Annotated in this window: 7 protein-coding genes and 1 tRNA gene; 7 read left to right on the top strand and 1 reads right to left on the bottom strand. The window is 57.8% G+C overall.

From position 1 onward, the window contains the following. Window positions 1–270: 270 nt before the first annotated feature. Window positions 271–343, top strand: a tRNA-Phe gene (locus Pan97_RS10875). Between the two features lie 117 nt (window positions 344–460). Here Pan97_RS10875 and Pan97_RS10870 read toward each other — a convergent pair. Next, window positions 461–799, bottom strand: coding sequence for an HU family DNA-binding protein (locus tag Pan97_RS10870; protein ID WP_105357292.1), 339 nt, complete (start codon window positions 797–799; stop codon window positions 461–463). Window positions 800–1,278: 479 nt separating this feature from the next. Between Pan97_RS10870 and Pan97_RS10865 the strand changes: the two genes are divergently transcribed. The 6 genes from Pan97_RS10865 to Pan97_RS10840 all read left to right on the top strand — a co-directional run bounded on the left by Pan97_RS10865 (window position 1,279) and on the right by Pan97_RS10840 (window position 15,471). Continuing rightward, on the top strand, window positions 1,279–5,967 hold the full coding sequence (locus tag Pan97_RS10865; RefSeq protein WP_165698697.1) for an outer membrane protein assembly factor BamB family protein: 4,689 nt from the start codon (window positions 1,279–1,281) through the stop codon (window positions 5,965–5,967). 160 nt (window positions 5,968–6,127) lie between these two features. Further along, window positions 6,128–7,174: an AAA family ATPase gene (locus tag Pan97_RS10860; RefSeq protein WP_144972421.1), complete on the top strand. Its 1,047-nt coding sequence runs from the start codon at window positions 6,128–6,130 to the stop codon at window positions 7,172–7,174. Further along, window positions 7,143–8,045 carry a DUF58 domain-containing protein gene (locus tag Pan97_RS10855; RefSeq protein ID WP_144972418.1) on the top strand — a complete coding sequence of 301 codons (903 nt, stop codon included), beginning with the start codon at window positions 7,143–7,145 and terminating at the stop codon, window positions 8,043–8,045. The genes Pan97_RS10860 and Pan97_RS10855 overlap by 32 nt, the downstream gene beginning before the upstream one ends. A gap of 30 nt (window positions 8,046–8,075) precedes the next feature. Beyond that, on the top strand, window positions 8,076–10,391 hold the full coding sequence (locus Pan97_RS10850) for a vWA domain-containing protein (protein ID WP_144972416.1): 2,316 nt from the start codon (window positions 8,076–8,078) through the stop codon (window positions 10,389–10,391). Then, on the top strand, window positions 10,388–13,150 hold the full coding sequence (locus Pan97_RS10845; RefSeq protein ID WP_144972414.1) for a hypothetical protein: 2,763 nt from the start codon (window positions 10,388–10,390) through the stop codon (window positions 13,148–13,150). The genes Pan97_RS10850 and Pan97_RS10845 overlap by 4 nt, the downstream gene beginning before the upstream one ends. Continuing rightward, the gene (locus Pan97_RS10840) at window positions 13,147–15,471 is read left to right on the top strand and encodes a hypothetical protein (protein WP_144972412.1); all 2,325 of its coding nucleotides are present in this window, start codon (window positions 13,147–13,149) and stop codon (window positions 15,469–15,471) included. The genes Pan97_RS10845 and Pan97_RS10840 overlap by 4 nt, the downstream gene beginning before the upstream one ends. The last annotated feature ends 48 nt before the right edge of the window (window positions 15,472–15,519 follow it).

Genomic DNA, 15,519 nt, shown 5'->3' with positions numbered 1-15,519 from the left:
TCAAAAGAGCCAACGCAGATCGTACGTAACTCTTAATCAGCATGGTCGTTAAAGCTAGGAGTGTTGCTTCCACTTGTCAAGCAAGTGTTCAAATTTCCCATGAATTGGAAAATTTGTGGCATTGGCCGATCGAGCATTCCTACCGAGTTCGATGTTGAAGATTTCGCGAAAGCGAACCCAACCGTCTTTTAGTCGGTCCCAATTGAGGCTATGTCGCCCCCCAGTTGACAACACTTGGCCTGATATCTAGACTTAGCTCCTTCCTAGCGAGGTCAGATAGCTCAGTTGGTAGAGCAATGGACTGAAAATCCATGTGTCGCCGGTTCGATCCCGGCTCTGACCACTTTCCGACAGGTTTTCACAACTTGGGTTTGAGCACAAAAAAAGGCTCTTGGGATGAATGATTCCAAGAGCCTTTTGCGTTTCTTGCGTAAACCGCAAGTCCCTACAGGGCAATGGCTTAGACCATTTCCTTGAGGTTCTTGAGAGGACGAACCTTGACCTTGGTCGAGGCCGGCTTGGCCGGAACGTCCATCAGTTCACCTGGCTTGAAAGGATTCGGCACACCCTTCTTGGCCGGACGAGCCGGGACCTTCTTCTTTTCGATCTTCACGATGCCAGGGATGGCGATAGCGCCAGCACCGCTACGACCCAAGGCCTTGCCGATTTCCGAGGACAGCGCGTCCATGACCGCACTGACGTCCTTCTTCGCAATGCCCGTCGATTCTGCGATGTTGGTCAGCAGTTGGGTCTTGGTGAGGGGTTTCTTGACGGTTGCAGCTGCAGCTTTCTTTGCCATGGGGTTTCCCTACTAGAAAGGCTATCCAATGTAAAAATGGGTCACAAAAGTCCGATTTCCGGAACGCGTCGATTAAAGAAGTTTGCCACGGTTTTTCAAGACAGCCAAACGCAAAAACCCCCTTTTTCCCGGGAAATAGTAAGAAAATTGCCGGAAAAAAGCCCGTTGGCCCCGGTTTCGGGCCATTTCCAGCCCTTTTTTGCCCCTCGTTTGGGCTCTGCCACCGGCGATTCAGACCCATTTAACCGGGGTTTTCTCAAACGCCAACGGCTCGCCAATCGTCTATATGCTTGTCACAGAAGCGCGGCAGGCGTGAAAATCTGGACTGCCGGACGGCAATTTCTCTGGGCAAGATTACCAAAACTTGTTTTCCTGGGTGAAACTGGAATAGAGTACTATTGGGCAAAGCCAGAGAAAGCACGGCTGGATGGCCGCGGCTCGGTGGTATTCCCCCTTCAACGGAAATGCAGGGCACGTTCATGATTTGGAACTCAAATCCTCTTCTGGCTGGTGGTGCAAACCGCCTCCAAGTCTTCCATAAATTCCCGGTTATCGCTCTGATGATCGCCGGTTGCCTGATTCCCTGCGTTGCCGCCGCCCAAGACGAACAGTCCGACCTGGAGTCCTCGTTCTTCCTGCCGATTCCAAGAGAAGCCCGTTTACGGCTCGATCGCATCGAAGAGGCCTCGAATGACCAGCGCTGGACCGATGCGGCCCAAGACCTGATCGCACTGCTGGCTGGTGAAAATGCCGAGGACTTCCTCGTCCCGCTGGATGACGGGAAAGAGACCACCTCCAACAGCGTGAAGTCGACTACCTTACAACTCGTCCAAAAACTTCCTCCGAGCGTTCTCGATGCGTATCAGTTGTTGGTCGGTACCGAGCCGGACGCACTGCTTCAGCAGGCTCTGATCGAGAACGACCAGCGGAAACTGTCAGAAGTCGCGCGGCGATTTCTTTTCACGGAAGCCGGCGAGAAGGCCGCCATTATTCTCGCTCGCAAATCGATGGATGCTCGTCAATGGGAGGGAGCGCTCTTGGATTTGCGGCGTCTCGACTACAAACCGCAGCAATCGCGCAAGTACCAGAGCGAAACGGACCTGATGCGGGCAATCTGCCTGGCGGAAGTCGGCCGACAGGATGAAGCGAAGGCGATCATCCTTCGACTGAAAGATGACAAGGCACTCGATCGATTGCTTCCCAGCCTGAAAATCGTCGGCAGCACTCCTCCCGAGAAGATCCTCGCACAACTCGCCCAGGCTGAAGCGAACAACGAGCACCCACCGTATGCCTGGAAGATGTTCCAGGGGTCCGAAACGCGGACGGCTCCTTCGCGCGGCAGCGAACCGCTGCAAGAGGTGCAGTGGAATGCCCGCATGGCACAGAGCCGGCAGCAACAAGACGACATTCGCGGTTCGATGCAGCGTTTCCAGGACAATCGCGTCCCTGTGTTTCCTGCGATTCACCCGGTGATTGTCTCGAATCAGGTCATCTTCCGTACACCATCTGGCTTGCTGGCGACCGACATCAAGAGCGGCAAGGTGCTCTGGAAGTTCCCGTGGGATAATCTCGACCTCGATCTTTCCGACCAAGAGTCCGATCTGCTGAGCAACATCTTTCCAGCATTGGGACGCGAATTTGAACGGGCTATCTGGGCCGACGCTCGCTCGGGGCATTTGTCTTCCGACGGAAAACGTTTGTTCTACGTACATGACGAGCGGCCGCCAGGCGATGACCTGGGAGCGCTTCTGGCCAGTGGTGGACTCCGCAGCACTGGCGGTCTGTTTGCCGGTCAAGAGAATCACTTGTACTGCTTCGATATCGCTCGCGAAGGTGCCATCCTCTGGCAACTCGGGGGTGCGACATCCGACGAAGATCAAGCCAAGAACCAGCTTTCCGAAGCTCGCTTCCTCGGTCCGCCGCTCCCCATCGGCAAAGACCTGTTCGTGCTGGCCGGCATCATCGACGAGATTCGCCTGCTTTGCATCGATGCTGATTCAGGCCACATCAATTGGTCGCAGCAACTGGCCCGCCAAACGAGTGCCAGTCCGACTGAACTACTCGAGTCGTACCTGCAGGCCGCCACTCCTTCGCACAAGGGTGGCATCCTGGTTTGTCCGACCAACTCTGGCTCCATCGTCGCGGTCGACCTTTCCAACCAGGCGCTTTTGTGGGGTTTTCAATACAAAGAGCCTGACCGTAATCGACCTGGTCGGCGTGTTTCCAGCCGCGACCAAGGCGGGGACTTCATGGCGCTGGCCGATCGCTGGAACGACGGTACGCCTCTATTACATCAAGGGAAAGTCCTTGTCACTCCGACCGATTCCGATTTCCTTTATTGCTTGGATCTTTTGACCGGCGAGAAGCTTTGGGAACGTCCGAGACGCGATAATGTGGCGCTCGCAACCGTCGAAGGAAACCTGGCCCTGGTGATCGGCAAGACTTCCGTCACCGGCGTGAATATCGAGAACGGCGAACCAGCCTGGAAACCAGAAGAAACCGAATTGCCTGAGCAGTCTTTGCCCAGCGGCTATGGCTTCCGGCTTGACGGCAAGTACTATCTGCCGACCACCAAGAACGAGATCATTCCGATTCACCTGGCTGACGGAAAGCTAGAGACTCCGATCGATGCGGTTGGCGAACTGGGGAACCTCGTTTGTTACAAAGATTACGTCATCTCGGTTAGCCCGGAATTCGTCACGGCTTACAAGCAAATCGATGCCCTTCGTCGTGAAGTCACTGATCGTCTTGCCAAGGATGCCAACGACGCCGAGGCACTGCGGATGCTTGGGAAACTACAAAAACACGATGGAGACCTATCCGGAGCACTTGCGTCGCTGCAGCGTTCGATGGATATCGAAGCCAACGACGAGACACGCACCCAGTTAGTCGCCACAGGCCTCGCGGCACTGGGGCAAGATTTTTCGAAGTTCCGCGACGTGGTCGAGGAAATGGAGCGACTGGTGAACTCGCTCGACGAGAAAATGGCCTTGGCACGTCTAACTGCCAGAGGACTGCATGCCGAAGGAAAGCACGACGAAGCGCTTAAACGCTACTTCGCTTTTCTGGATCTGACCGACGAGTATTTGTCATCGCAGGTCGTTCCTACTGAAATGTTGATTCACGATTTCGATCCCGATGTCGAAGTCAGTGCCGATCGATGGGCACGCGGAAAAATCAGCCAGCTTCATGATGCGATGACCGCGGAGGAGCAAGCTCAAGCGGACAAGGCCGTCCAAGAGCGACTCGACAGGATCGTGGCTGCTGAGAACGCCGACGGCAAGGAACTCGCACGATTCGTCAATCGCTTCCCCCGCTTTCCCGCGGCCAGACAGGCACGCGTTGAACTGGCGAATATCCTGCTGGACAAAGGGCTCATCCTGCAGGGGGAAAGCGTCCTCCGCGGCTTGATGAGCGAAGACGTCCCGCCAGAAGAGATGGGCCCCCTGGTATTCAAGCTGGCAACCGGGCTGAAGAAGTCAGGCCTCGAGAATGAGTCGGCCCAGTGGTTCCAAGAAATCTCTAGCAATTACAGCAACGTCGCCGTCGACGGCAAGCGAACCGGTCGCCAGGTAGCCGCTCTCGAGCAGTGGAATCCCGTCGCCGCGGCGATCGTCCGCGAGAAGAGCATCTGGCCCTATTCCGCGGCAACCGCGGAAGTCGAGCAGCATCCCAGCCAAGGCTTTAGTCGTGTCGACTATCCGATCCGCCTGAAAGAAGCCAACAAGATCGCACCGACCGACTATTCGCTTCTGCTCGATAGCGACGCCAACCTGGTGATCGTTCGCGACTCGTTCGGCAGCCCGATCGTGCGGATTCCATTTACGACGCAGAGCGGCCGCAAGCTGTATCAGCCTCAAATCGGTGCGCTGCACGCCCAGCAGTTCGGGCACCTTTTGATCATGTCGCTCGGTAGCGAACTTCAGGCATTCAACATGATGCCCAACCTTCCGAGCGAAGACTCGTCACGGCTGATCTGGAGTACTGACCTGCAAAACGGCGTGGCCGGATCGAACCGCCGCACCCGTGAGTTCGACGTCTACACCAAGAAGTCGAACCCGTTTGCCGAGATGCAGCGCACAGCCCGCGACGTCACGACGCACAAACCGATCGGCCAGTTTGCCGGCAACCACGAATTGATCTGCTACCAGATCGGCTCGCGCATCATCTGCCGCGATCCGATCTCCGGTGGCATCTACTGGGAACGGGACGGAGCCGATCTCGGGTGCGAACTGGTCGTCACGGAAAAGCATGTCATTGCCATCCCGGAAGACGAAGATCACGAGCGGGGCGAGCTTGGCGCGACCGTCAAAGCCCTGGTTCTGTCGGCCGACAATGGCGAACTGCTCAATACGGTTGAGCTTCCCAGCTCCGATCGAATCTGGACGGTTCGCGAGGGTGTGGTCGTCTCGTGGCATACCAAGGAGATGGATCAGTCGCCGAGCCTATCAGGCTACGACGCCGCCACCGGCAAGCTTCTGTGGACCAAAAGCTACGAAGCCACCAGCGTAACCAAGGGAGTTCTCTTGCGCCGAAAACCATGGCTGGCGACCCTCGATAAATTCGGCCAGTTGCAAATCGTCAACATCCCCGATGGCAAGATCGTTCACCAGAAGACTCTTCCACGCGATGGTGAAGCAATTCAGCTGAAGGTGGTCGAGTCGGATGATCAGTTCCTGTTGGCGGTCTACCGCGACATCAACCCGCGGCCGCATTTCCGCAGTATCCCTTACGACAACAGCGAAACGCTTTTGCGAGGAGAAATTTATGCCATCAACACCGACTCGGGCGAAATGGTTTGGGAAAGCCCGGCCCTGGTGCACGATAACTACCTGCTAGAGGACTTCCAATCGAGCGGCTTGCCGGTGATCGCGTTGGTGGCTCGGCTGCATCGCCCGGATGCCCGGACGCCCCAGATGAATTCGGCACTGGAAGTCTTGCTGCTGGATAAGCGGGACGGACGTCTCCTTTTCCGAAGGGAATTTAGCGAATTGAGCGTTACTTTTTCCTTGTCAGGCGATCCGAGCGACAAGAGCATCCAGCTTCAACTGGCGGCCCTGGAAGTAAAATTGAAATTTGACCCAGACCAACCTCCTGTTCCGGCCCCACCGGCAGCTACCGAAATCGACTTTTCCTACCCCCCATCGTCAGCAAAGGCATCGCCCTAGGGCTTGCCTCACGCCTTCGGGCTACCGCTATTTATGTTGTGAAATCGCGCATAACAAGTTACGATAAGCGAGGTAAGGTTTAACGAATTGGTGAACCATTTCGGCGATCGCAACCTTACTTGCTCCTCCCTGATTTTCTTTGAGAACAGAAAGATCCTGGATGTCTGAATCAGAGTTCGCCGCATCGGCGATCGAGAAAATATCTGTCGCGCGAGCGCGAATCCTTGATCAGCTTGGCCAAGTCATCGTCGGCCAGTCCGACGTTATCGAAGAGTTGCTCATCTGTTTGATGAGTCGAGGCCACTGCCTCCTGGAAGGGGCCCCGGGGCTGGCCAAGACCCTCATGATCAGCACGTTGTCGAAGGTGCTGGAGTTGAGCTTCAGCCGCATCCAGTTCACGCCCGACCTGATGCCGGCCGACATCACCGGCACGGAAATCATCGAAGAGAACAAATCGACCGGTTCTCGCGAGTTCCGCTTTTTGCAGGGTCCGCTCTTTTCGCACGTGATTCTGGCCGACGAAATCAACCGTACCCCGCCCAAGACTCAAGCCGCACTGCTGGAAGCGATGCAGGAACGCACCGTGACCGTGGGCCGCGTGCGTCACGAACTGGCCGATCCATTCTTCGTGCTGGCCACGCAAAACCCGATTGAACAGGAAGGGACCTACCCGCTACCCGAAGCGCAGCAGGACCGCTTCATGTTCAAGGTCTTTGTGAAGTACCCCAGCTTCGACGACGAATTTGAAATCGCTCGCCGCACCACCGCCAAGCAGACCGTTAAGCTCGAACCGGTTCTGACCGCGGAAGAACTGATCGAACTGCAAAGCCTGGTTCGCGACGTTCCTGCTTCCGATCACGTCATTCGCTACGCGATCACGCTGGTACGCCAGACACGCGTCGGCGAGCCTGGCATTCCTGACTTCGTGACCGAGATGCTCTCTTGGGGTGCCGGTCCGCGTAGTGTTCAGTTTCTTATTCTCGGTGGTAAAGCTCGGGCTCTGCTGCATGGCCGCACGCACGTCACGACCGAAGACATCCAGGCACTTGCCAAGCCTGTGTTGCGGCACCGCATTGTGCTGAACTACGGTGCGGAGAGTGAAGGAGTATCGGCCGACGACGTGATCGATCGGATTCTGCAGGAAACGCCCGCCAAAGAGGATCAGCTAACCAGCGATGCCCGATTCCAAAAAATATTTGCATCCTGAGACGCTCGGGCGGATTTCCAAACTGGAACTCAGAGCCCGGCACGTCGTGGAAGGATTTCTCTCCGGTACTCATCGCAGCCCCTACTTCGGGCAGTCGATCGAGTTTCTTCAGCATCGCGAGTATGCGACCGGGGACGATCTGCGCCATATCGACTGGAAAGTCCTCGGCAAGCACGACAAGTACTTCATCAAGCAGTACGAAGAGTACACCAACCTGCGCAGCATGCTGATGGTCGACGCCTCGGCCAGCATGAGCTACGGCGACGGCCCGCTGAACAAGTACGACTACGCGTGCACCATCGCGGCTTCGCTGGCGTACTTGATTCTGAAACAACAAGATGCAGTGGGCTGCGCCGTGTTTGACGATGCCATTCGGTATCGCGTGCCGGTGCTCAGCAAACGGACCCATCTGAACACGGTCGTCGAAGCGCTTGCCAACCAGTCGCCGCGCGACAAGACCGACATGCACACCATTTGCAAGCAGTTTGCCGAAGGGTATACCAGCCGCGGTTTGGTGATCGTCATTTCCGACTTTTTCGGGGACGTCGCCGCCACGGCCAAGGGACTTCGCATTTTACGTCAACGCGGACACGACGTGATGGTGTTCCACGTGATGGACGACGACGAGCTAGACTTTCCCTTCAGCGGCTCAACCCGATTCGAAGGACTGGAACTCCCCGAACATTTGACCTGTAACCCGCGCGCACTTCGCGAAGGGTACCTGGAAGCGGTCAACGAGTTTACCGCGTCCATTCGTAGAGAATGCACCAAAAACACGATCGACTATGCCCTGGTTCGTACGCGGGATTCCCTGGCGACCGTCCTGACCACGTACCTTTCCAATCGACTGGGAATGCACCATCGAAACTAGATGAGCGCAACTAAGTAAGTTTGAGGCGTAATGCTTTTCGTCTATCCAGCCCTGGCTTGGGCGTTTGCCCTTGTTTCGCTTCCCGTGTTGATCCACCTGATCAACATGATGCGGCACCGGCGCGTCAAGTGGGCGGCTATGGACTTCCTGCTCCAAAGCCACAAGCGGATGAAGCACTGGGTCATGCTCCGCCAGCTGTTGCTGCTGCTCACGCGAATGGCCGCCATTGCCTTGATCGTCGCGATGCTGGCCGGCTTGATTACCACGCAAAGCTGGTCGAACATGATCGGCGACCGGGTGACCCATCACTTGATCATGCTGGACGATACCTTCTCGATGCGAGAACGCCTGGGGGGGGACACGGCCTTCGAGTCGGCCGTGAAGACGACCAACCGCATTATCGAGAACCTGGCCAACCAGGACCGCCCGCAGCGGATTTCCGTCGTGCTCTACTCGGACATCCTGCGTGGCGATGCCGATGCGAAGGCACCTAACCTGGAGGCCCGAATGCGGGTCGACATGGATTCGACCAGCATCACCAAGCTGCAAGAACTGCTGGCCAATACCTCACCAACCGAGCAAACCATTCCGCTGGCCGAGGTGCTGCAGCGCGGCAGCGAAATCGTGACCGAGTTCGACCAATCGGAAGTCGCCCAGGTCTACATCGTTTCTGACTTCCGCGAGAAAGACTGGGGATCGGAAGCAACCCTGCGGGATCCGATTTCCCGGATCGAGCAGCGTTCGATCGAGCTTAACTGGATCAACTGCGCCCGGCTTCCTCAAGACAACCTGGCTATCACCGACGTTTCGATTGGCAGCGGCACCGTGGTCGCCGGCATTCCCACGATCGTGAAGGTCTCCGTCCGCAATTTCGGCCAGCAAACAGCCGTCGACGTACCGGTCAACATCGAACTGTTCGGCTCTAGCTCCGGCATGACCGACATTTCACAGGCCGGCAACGCCCTCGAGCGTCTGTACGATCAGTTGCCGATCACCTTCGACGAAATCCCGCCTGGCGATCAGGTCACGCGACAAACGCAAATCATCTTTCCTGCCGAAGGTTCCCACGTCCTCTCCTTCCGCCTGCCGGAAGACCCACTTCCGCTGGATAACCTTCGCTTTGCGACCACCAAAGTGGAGTCGACGATCCCCGTGCTGATCGTCGATGGCGATCCCAAGTTGACCAATGCGTTTTACCTGCAATCGGTCTTCAATCCCGGCCCGAACGTCTCGACCGGCATCAGCCCCACCACGACCAGCAGCAGCTTCCTGACCACGGCCGAACTCAAAGACCTGGCGAAGTTTGAAACGGTGTTCATCATCGACCCGCCGATGCTGGATGAACGAATCATGACGACGCTCGAGCAGTATGTCGAGTCTGGCGGAGGGATCGTCTGGTATTGCGGCCCTGGCGCCAACGAACTCGGTCTCGCCGAACTGGCCAAGGCCAATCTCTTGCCGACCAGCCTTCAGGCACCGGCTGAACTTTCGCAGAATACGCCGGATGGCCCACCTGATTTCGATCCGGGTGACAACCCCGTCTTCAAAGTCTTCGCAGGCGAAAAGAACCCGTTTTTGCGTCGACTGGTGGTCAGTAGCTATTTCCCAGTCGTCCCGGAATTTGAAGCCAACAAACCTGAGAACGTCCGCGTGCTGGGCAGCCTCCGCAACGGCGACCCGCTGGTGTTGGAACAAAGCCTCGGCCGAGGCAAGATCGTCACTTTCCTCACCTCACTTGGTCCGCAGTGGAACAGCTGGGCCACGAACCCGAGCTTCATCGTGGCGATCCTCGAGCTACGCAACTACGCCAGTAGCGCGAAGAGCAGCGAGTCGACGTTCCCCGTTGGCTCGCCGATCTCGGTGATTGCCCCCACATCCGACTATCGCACTGACGTACAATTCTACAGCCCTGGCGCGACGCGGCTTCCGACCGATCGCAGCGAACGTCTGCAGATGCAGCCCGTCGCCGGCACCTTGGATGGCAGCGCGGATCTCGCCGGGGTCGATCCGGTCACGGGCCGTTTCCTGACGGGCCAGTCCGGCGTGTACGAAGCCTGGCTGACCAAGATCGACGGCTCGAACGAAGTCCGACGCTACTCGTTGGCTCCCGAGATCACCGAGAGCGATCTGTTGAGCATGAACGAGACGAATCTTCGTCAGTTGTATCCCTCGGTGACATTCAACTACTTCGCCGCCGATGCCTGGCAATACGATAACGCCGCTCAACAAGGCACCAACTGGCAGACCATTTTGCTGGTGCTGGTGATCGGGGCATTGCTTTTGGAACAAATCCTGGCCTTTTACGCGAGCTACCACCCGGTAGCTCCAGGAGCATCCGCCGCGTGAACCAGGCCCCTACCAATACCGTCACCGCTTATCAGTTCAGTCGACTGTCGGAACTTCCGTACTGGTCGCAGTGGGCCACGCTGGTCGCCGTTGTCGCGGCGATTGTCTGCTTCGTCTGGTGGTGGTCTCGCCGCGATACGCATGCCCTGCCGTCGCTGAGCCGGCTCGTCTTATTCGGACTGCGCACGGCAGCACTGCTCGGCCTGCTGCTATTCTTCTTCAACCTCGAAAAAAAGACGCAGCGTGAAGTCCGCGAGAACTCGCGGGTCGCCGTCATGGTCGACACCAGCCAAAGCATGGGGCTGGCCGACGCCACGCCTGGTACCGGGACCGATACGACCTCTCGCGCCGATCAGGCCATCACCCTTTTGTCGCAAAGCGAACTGCTCAAACAGCTCCGCAATGCTCATGACGTGAACGTGATGACCTTCGACGATTCCTCACCCCCAAGAAACGTCGCATTCTTCCCACGCACCGGCCAGAACGAAGTCGAACTCGAGCAACAGCATTCCGCCACGTTCGACCAGCAGTGGTCGCAAATGACCTGGATCACCTGGACCGGCATCGGCCTGGTTGCCGTCGGGCTGATTACCCTGGTGAGCGGCGGTCTGCTGGCCGCCTCGAAAGCCGCGGCTCCCCTCAACTTCATCAGTGCGATCTGCCTGCTGGCTGCCGTGGTGTTGGTGGCGTTCGGCGATCTGAAGAACGACGAAGTACGCCCCTGGGACATCGTCCTGGGCGAACCTGAACCACAAGCCGAAAGCGTCGGCGAACCTGCACCAGCAGTTACTGGCGAAGAAGACACCACCGAGATTGCCGACGTCGACTGGGCCAAGTCGCTGCAACCGACCGGCCTGGAAACCCGCATCGGCGATGCCGTCATTCAGCTGGTCAACCAAGAACGCGGCGGCCCGTTCGCCGGCGTTTTGATGGTCACCGACGGGGCCAATAACGAAGGGACCCCACCGATCGAAGCCGCTCGCATGGCCAGGGAGATCGGGGCCCGCATCGTGACGGTCGGGCTCGGTTCCGATCAACAGCCGCAAAGCGTTCGCATCGTCGACCTGGAAGCTCCAGCCAAAGCTTATCCCGGCGATCAGTTCCAACTCCGCGGTTACATCCAAGGTTTCGGCATGCCCAATAAGTCGGTCACGCTGCAGGTTGCCTCCGGCGTGATGGACGAAAATGGCGAATTCAAAGAAGAAGCGATCGACATGGTCTCCGAGCCGATCCAACTGGGTAAGGATGGCGAAGTGATTCCGGTCGACTTCCAGATCACGCCGGAAAACATCGGCACCCGGGCCTATCAGTTGCGTATCGTCTCGGTCTCCGAAACCGATATCGACCGCTCCGACAACCAGAAGGTAGTCAAGGTGCAGATCGTCCAGCAGCGCAACCGCGTGCTGCTCTTGGCCGGTGGTCCGACGCGTGAATACCGTTTCCTCCGCAACCAGCTGTACCGCGATAAAGACGTCGAACTGCACGTCTTGCTACAAACAGGAGAGCAGGGAATCTCGCAGGAATCGGACCAGCTGTTGTTCGAGTTCCCCAGCGATCCAACCGAACTGTTCGAGAACTACGACTGCATCATTGCCTTCGACCCAGACTGGTCGAAATTGTCGCTCGATCAAATTCAACTGCTGGAACGCTGGGTCGGTGAAAAGGCAGGCGGGCTGATCGTTGTGGCCGGTCCGATTTACACGCCAGAGTGGGCGAGCCTTCGTCGTGGCAACGATGCCATCGACATCATCAAAGATTTGCACCCCGTCACGTTCTTCAGCCGCGGCACGTCGATCGGGCTGGGACGCTTCGGGTCAGAGACTGCCCGCAAGGTCATCCTGACGCCCGAAGGTCAAAAGGCGGAAGCCCTGCGGGTCGACAGTTCCGTCGACGTGAGCAGCCGCATCTGGCAGCAGTTCCCCGGCGTGTACGGCTACTTCACCGTCAGTGGCGTGAAACCAGGGGCTTCGGTCTGGGCGGAAGTCGATGCCCAAGGCGGACTGGGCGACAACAAATCGCCGGTCTACATGGCCTCGCACTTCTACGGTGCCGGCCGGGTGATTTTCCTGGGCAGTGGCGAAATGTGGCGTATCCGCTCGATGGACGTCGGCTACTTTGAAGCGTTCTATACCAAGCTGATCCGCTACGCCTCGCAAGGGCGGCTGGCTCGCGACTCGAGTCGCGGTCTGCTGCTGGTCAGTGCCGAAAGGGTTTCCCTGGGAGAAACGGTCGACGTGCGTGCGTTCCTGACCGACTCGCAGCACAATCCCCTTTCCGATCCGCAAATCGAGGCCAGCCTGGTCTTGCCTGACGGGACCGAACAGCCGCTGCTGCTCCGCCAACTGCCAGAGTTTGAACAAGGGCAATACGCCGGTCAGTTCACGCCGCTGCAAGATGGCGAATACCGTATCGAAGTCATGCTACCGGGCGGGGGGGACGACAGTTTACTCACGCGTGAAGTCAGGGCGCGTATTCCCGATCGCGAAATTGCCAATCCTCGCCGCGACGACGCCATCCTGACGGCGCTTACCAGCGAAACAGGCGGCAAGTCGATTGTTGGGATTAATGACCTGATGAAAAGTGACAATCTGCCCTCGTACATCGGACCGGAAGTTCTTCCGCCGCGCGACATGTACACGGCACTTCCCGATTTGACCGACCGCAGTTTCCAGGAAAGCCTGCGAGGCTGGCTGCTGGCCTTCATTGTTCTGGCGTTGAGTGTGGAATGGATTCAACGGAGGTTTGCAAAACTGGCATGAGCACTCCGCGCGAGCCACTTCCCGATTCGATCGTTCAGCTGCTCTCCACATTGCGCAGCCGCATCCGTCGGTACGTCATCATTGAAGGCATCGCCGCCATCGTGGTTTGGCTGGGCATTGTCTTCTGGGTCGGCCTGGGTATCGATTACCTGCCAGTCACGTTCGGTGCCAGTGAAATGCCGATAGAGGCCCGTAGCGTCCTGTTAGCGATCGGCGGCATCGGCACTCTTTGGATTGCGTTTCAGTTCATCTTCCGCCGACTCGCCGTCAGCATGCCCAACCGCAGTTTGGCCCTGCTGATCGAACGGCGTTTCCCGCAGTTCGGCGAAAGCCTCCTGACGACGGTCGAAGCCGCCGAATCGGGGGCCGTCGTCGATGCCTACGAGCAAGAGATGCTCGCCCAAACGCGCCACGATGCCCTGGCCGCATTGCCCGAGGCGAAGCTTACCGAGCTATTCGATCCCACGCCCCTGTGGCGGAAGGGAACGGCGGCCGTCGCGGCGCTGTTGAGCATTGGGTTATTTGCCGTCATCGCGTTTCCCGCGTTTCAGACTTGGATGAGTCGGCTGGCCCTGAGTGACGAGACCTGGCCGCGTCTGGCTCACATCGAGGTCGTCGGCCTGGAGATTCTGCAGCGCAACGATGCTGGTGGACAAGAAGGTTCGACCACCGTCGTGATTCCGTTCACCGACAAGACGGTGAAGATCGCCCGCGGAAGTTCGGTCCGTCTGTTGGTCGCGGCTGATACCCATGCTTCGTACACGCCGCGCTACTGCACGCTCGTTTATCGTACCGGTGATGGTATCTCCGATTCGGTTCGAATGCAGCGAGTGGGCTCGGCCAGCGAGGAAGGCAAGCTGCCGTTCGTCTTCGATCGCAAACCGCTCACTGGCATGACGACGTCGCTCGAGTTCGACGTGATTGGTTACGACCACAAGCTGGCCGACTACCGCATCGAGGTGGTCGATCGCCCATTCATCACCAGCAGCGAAGTCGACGCCGTCCTGCCGGAGTACACCGGCCTCTTGCCGCGCAAGGAAGTCGTCTCGGGCGCCACCCAACTGCCCGTCGGCTCGCAGGTCACCTTGAGCATGACCACCAGCAAGCCGGTCGTATCGGCAACGCTGTTTGACCTTTCCACGCAAGAGTCGCAGGAACTGAAGTTCGATCCGCCAGTGACGACCATCACCCAAGAGTACGCGAGCATTTCACGCGATTTGCCACTGGAAGTTTCGCTGCACGACGTCGACGGGGTCACCAACGAGATTCCTTATCGCCTGAAGATCGCCGCCGTGCCAGACTCTCCGCCGGCAGTCGAAATGCGGCCCGTGGGCATTGGTTCGGCCATCACGCAGAACGCCCAGATCCGGCTGGAAGGCCGCATCCAGGATGACTTTGGCGTGGCTCGCTCGTGGGTCGAAATCCAAGTCATCGGGGGAGCCAAAATGGAGCTTCCGATCACCACCGACGCCGATGGAGCGTTCACCACGGTGATCGACCTCAAGAATCAGCAAACGCCTGACGGCATCCTGCGTGTCATTCCAGACGACAAACTAACCATTGCGATCTTCGCCCAGGACAAGTGCGATCTGGACGGCCAAGGGAATATCGGCACGGCCGACCGGCTGCAGTTGGACGTGGTGACGGCCGACAAGCTCCTTTCCTTGCTGGAAGGACGCGAACTCGATCTGCGTCGCCGCTTTGAGCAGATCCGCGACGAGACGATGCGGCTGCGTGAGGAATATGCCCGCATCCAGATCGACGCCAAACGGTTCGCCTTAGGTGCTGATCAGTTTGCGGCCTCGGAAACCACCCTCCAGGAGGGCGGGGAACCGCAAGATCCACAAGAAATGTTCCGTAAGGCACTCGATCTGCAGAGATTGCGTATCCAGCGGGCCATGCAGGCCAGTAAGAAGGCTGACGGCGAACTCGTCGGAATTCGGGTTGGTTTCGAAGAAATCCGGGTAGAACTCACGTCTAACCGGATGGATACGACCGCCCGGAAGGAACGCCTTGAGAAGATGATCATCGAGCCGATTGCCAAATTATCGGACCCGATGCATGCTCAATTACAGAGCACAACGCAACAATTGGAGGCACTCTACGATCAGCCCGAGCCATTTATGCCGGTCGTAGAGGTTGCCCTGGAGCAAACGGACGCAATCATTCTCGAAATGGAACGTATCCTAGAGAAGATGTTTGATTTGGAGAACTTCAACGAACTTATGGAAAAGATGCGTCAACTGATCGACGCTCAGACTGATCTTCGCGAAGAAACGGAAGATTTGCGGAAGAAGCAGATCCTGGATCTGTTAAAGTAAATGTCCTCAGGTGGTTACAATATGACCACCCCCCTTTTCTCATCCTAG

Source organism: Bremerella volcania (assembly GCF_007748115.1).
Taxonomy (GTDB): Bacteria; Planctomycetota; Planctomycetia; order Pirellulales; family Pirellulaceae; genus Bremerella; species Bremerella volcania.
Note: the sequence above shows the minus strand (reverse complement) of the source record. Positions and strands in the feature narration are given on the sequence as shown.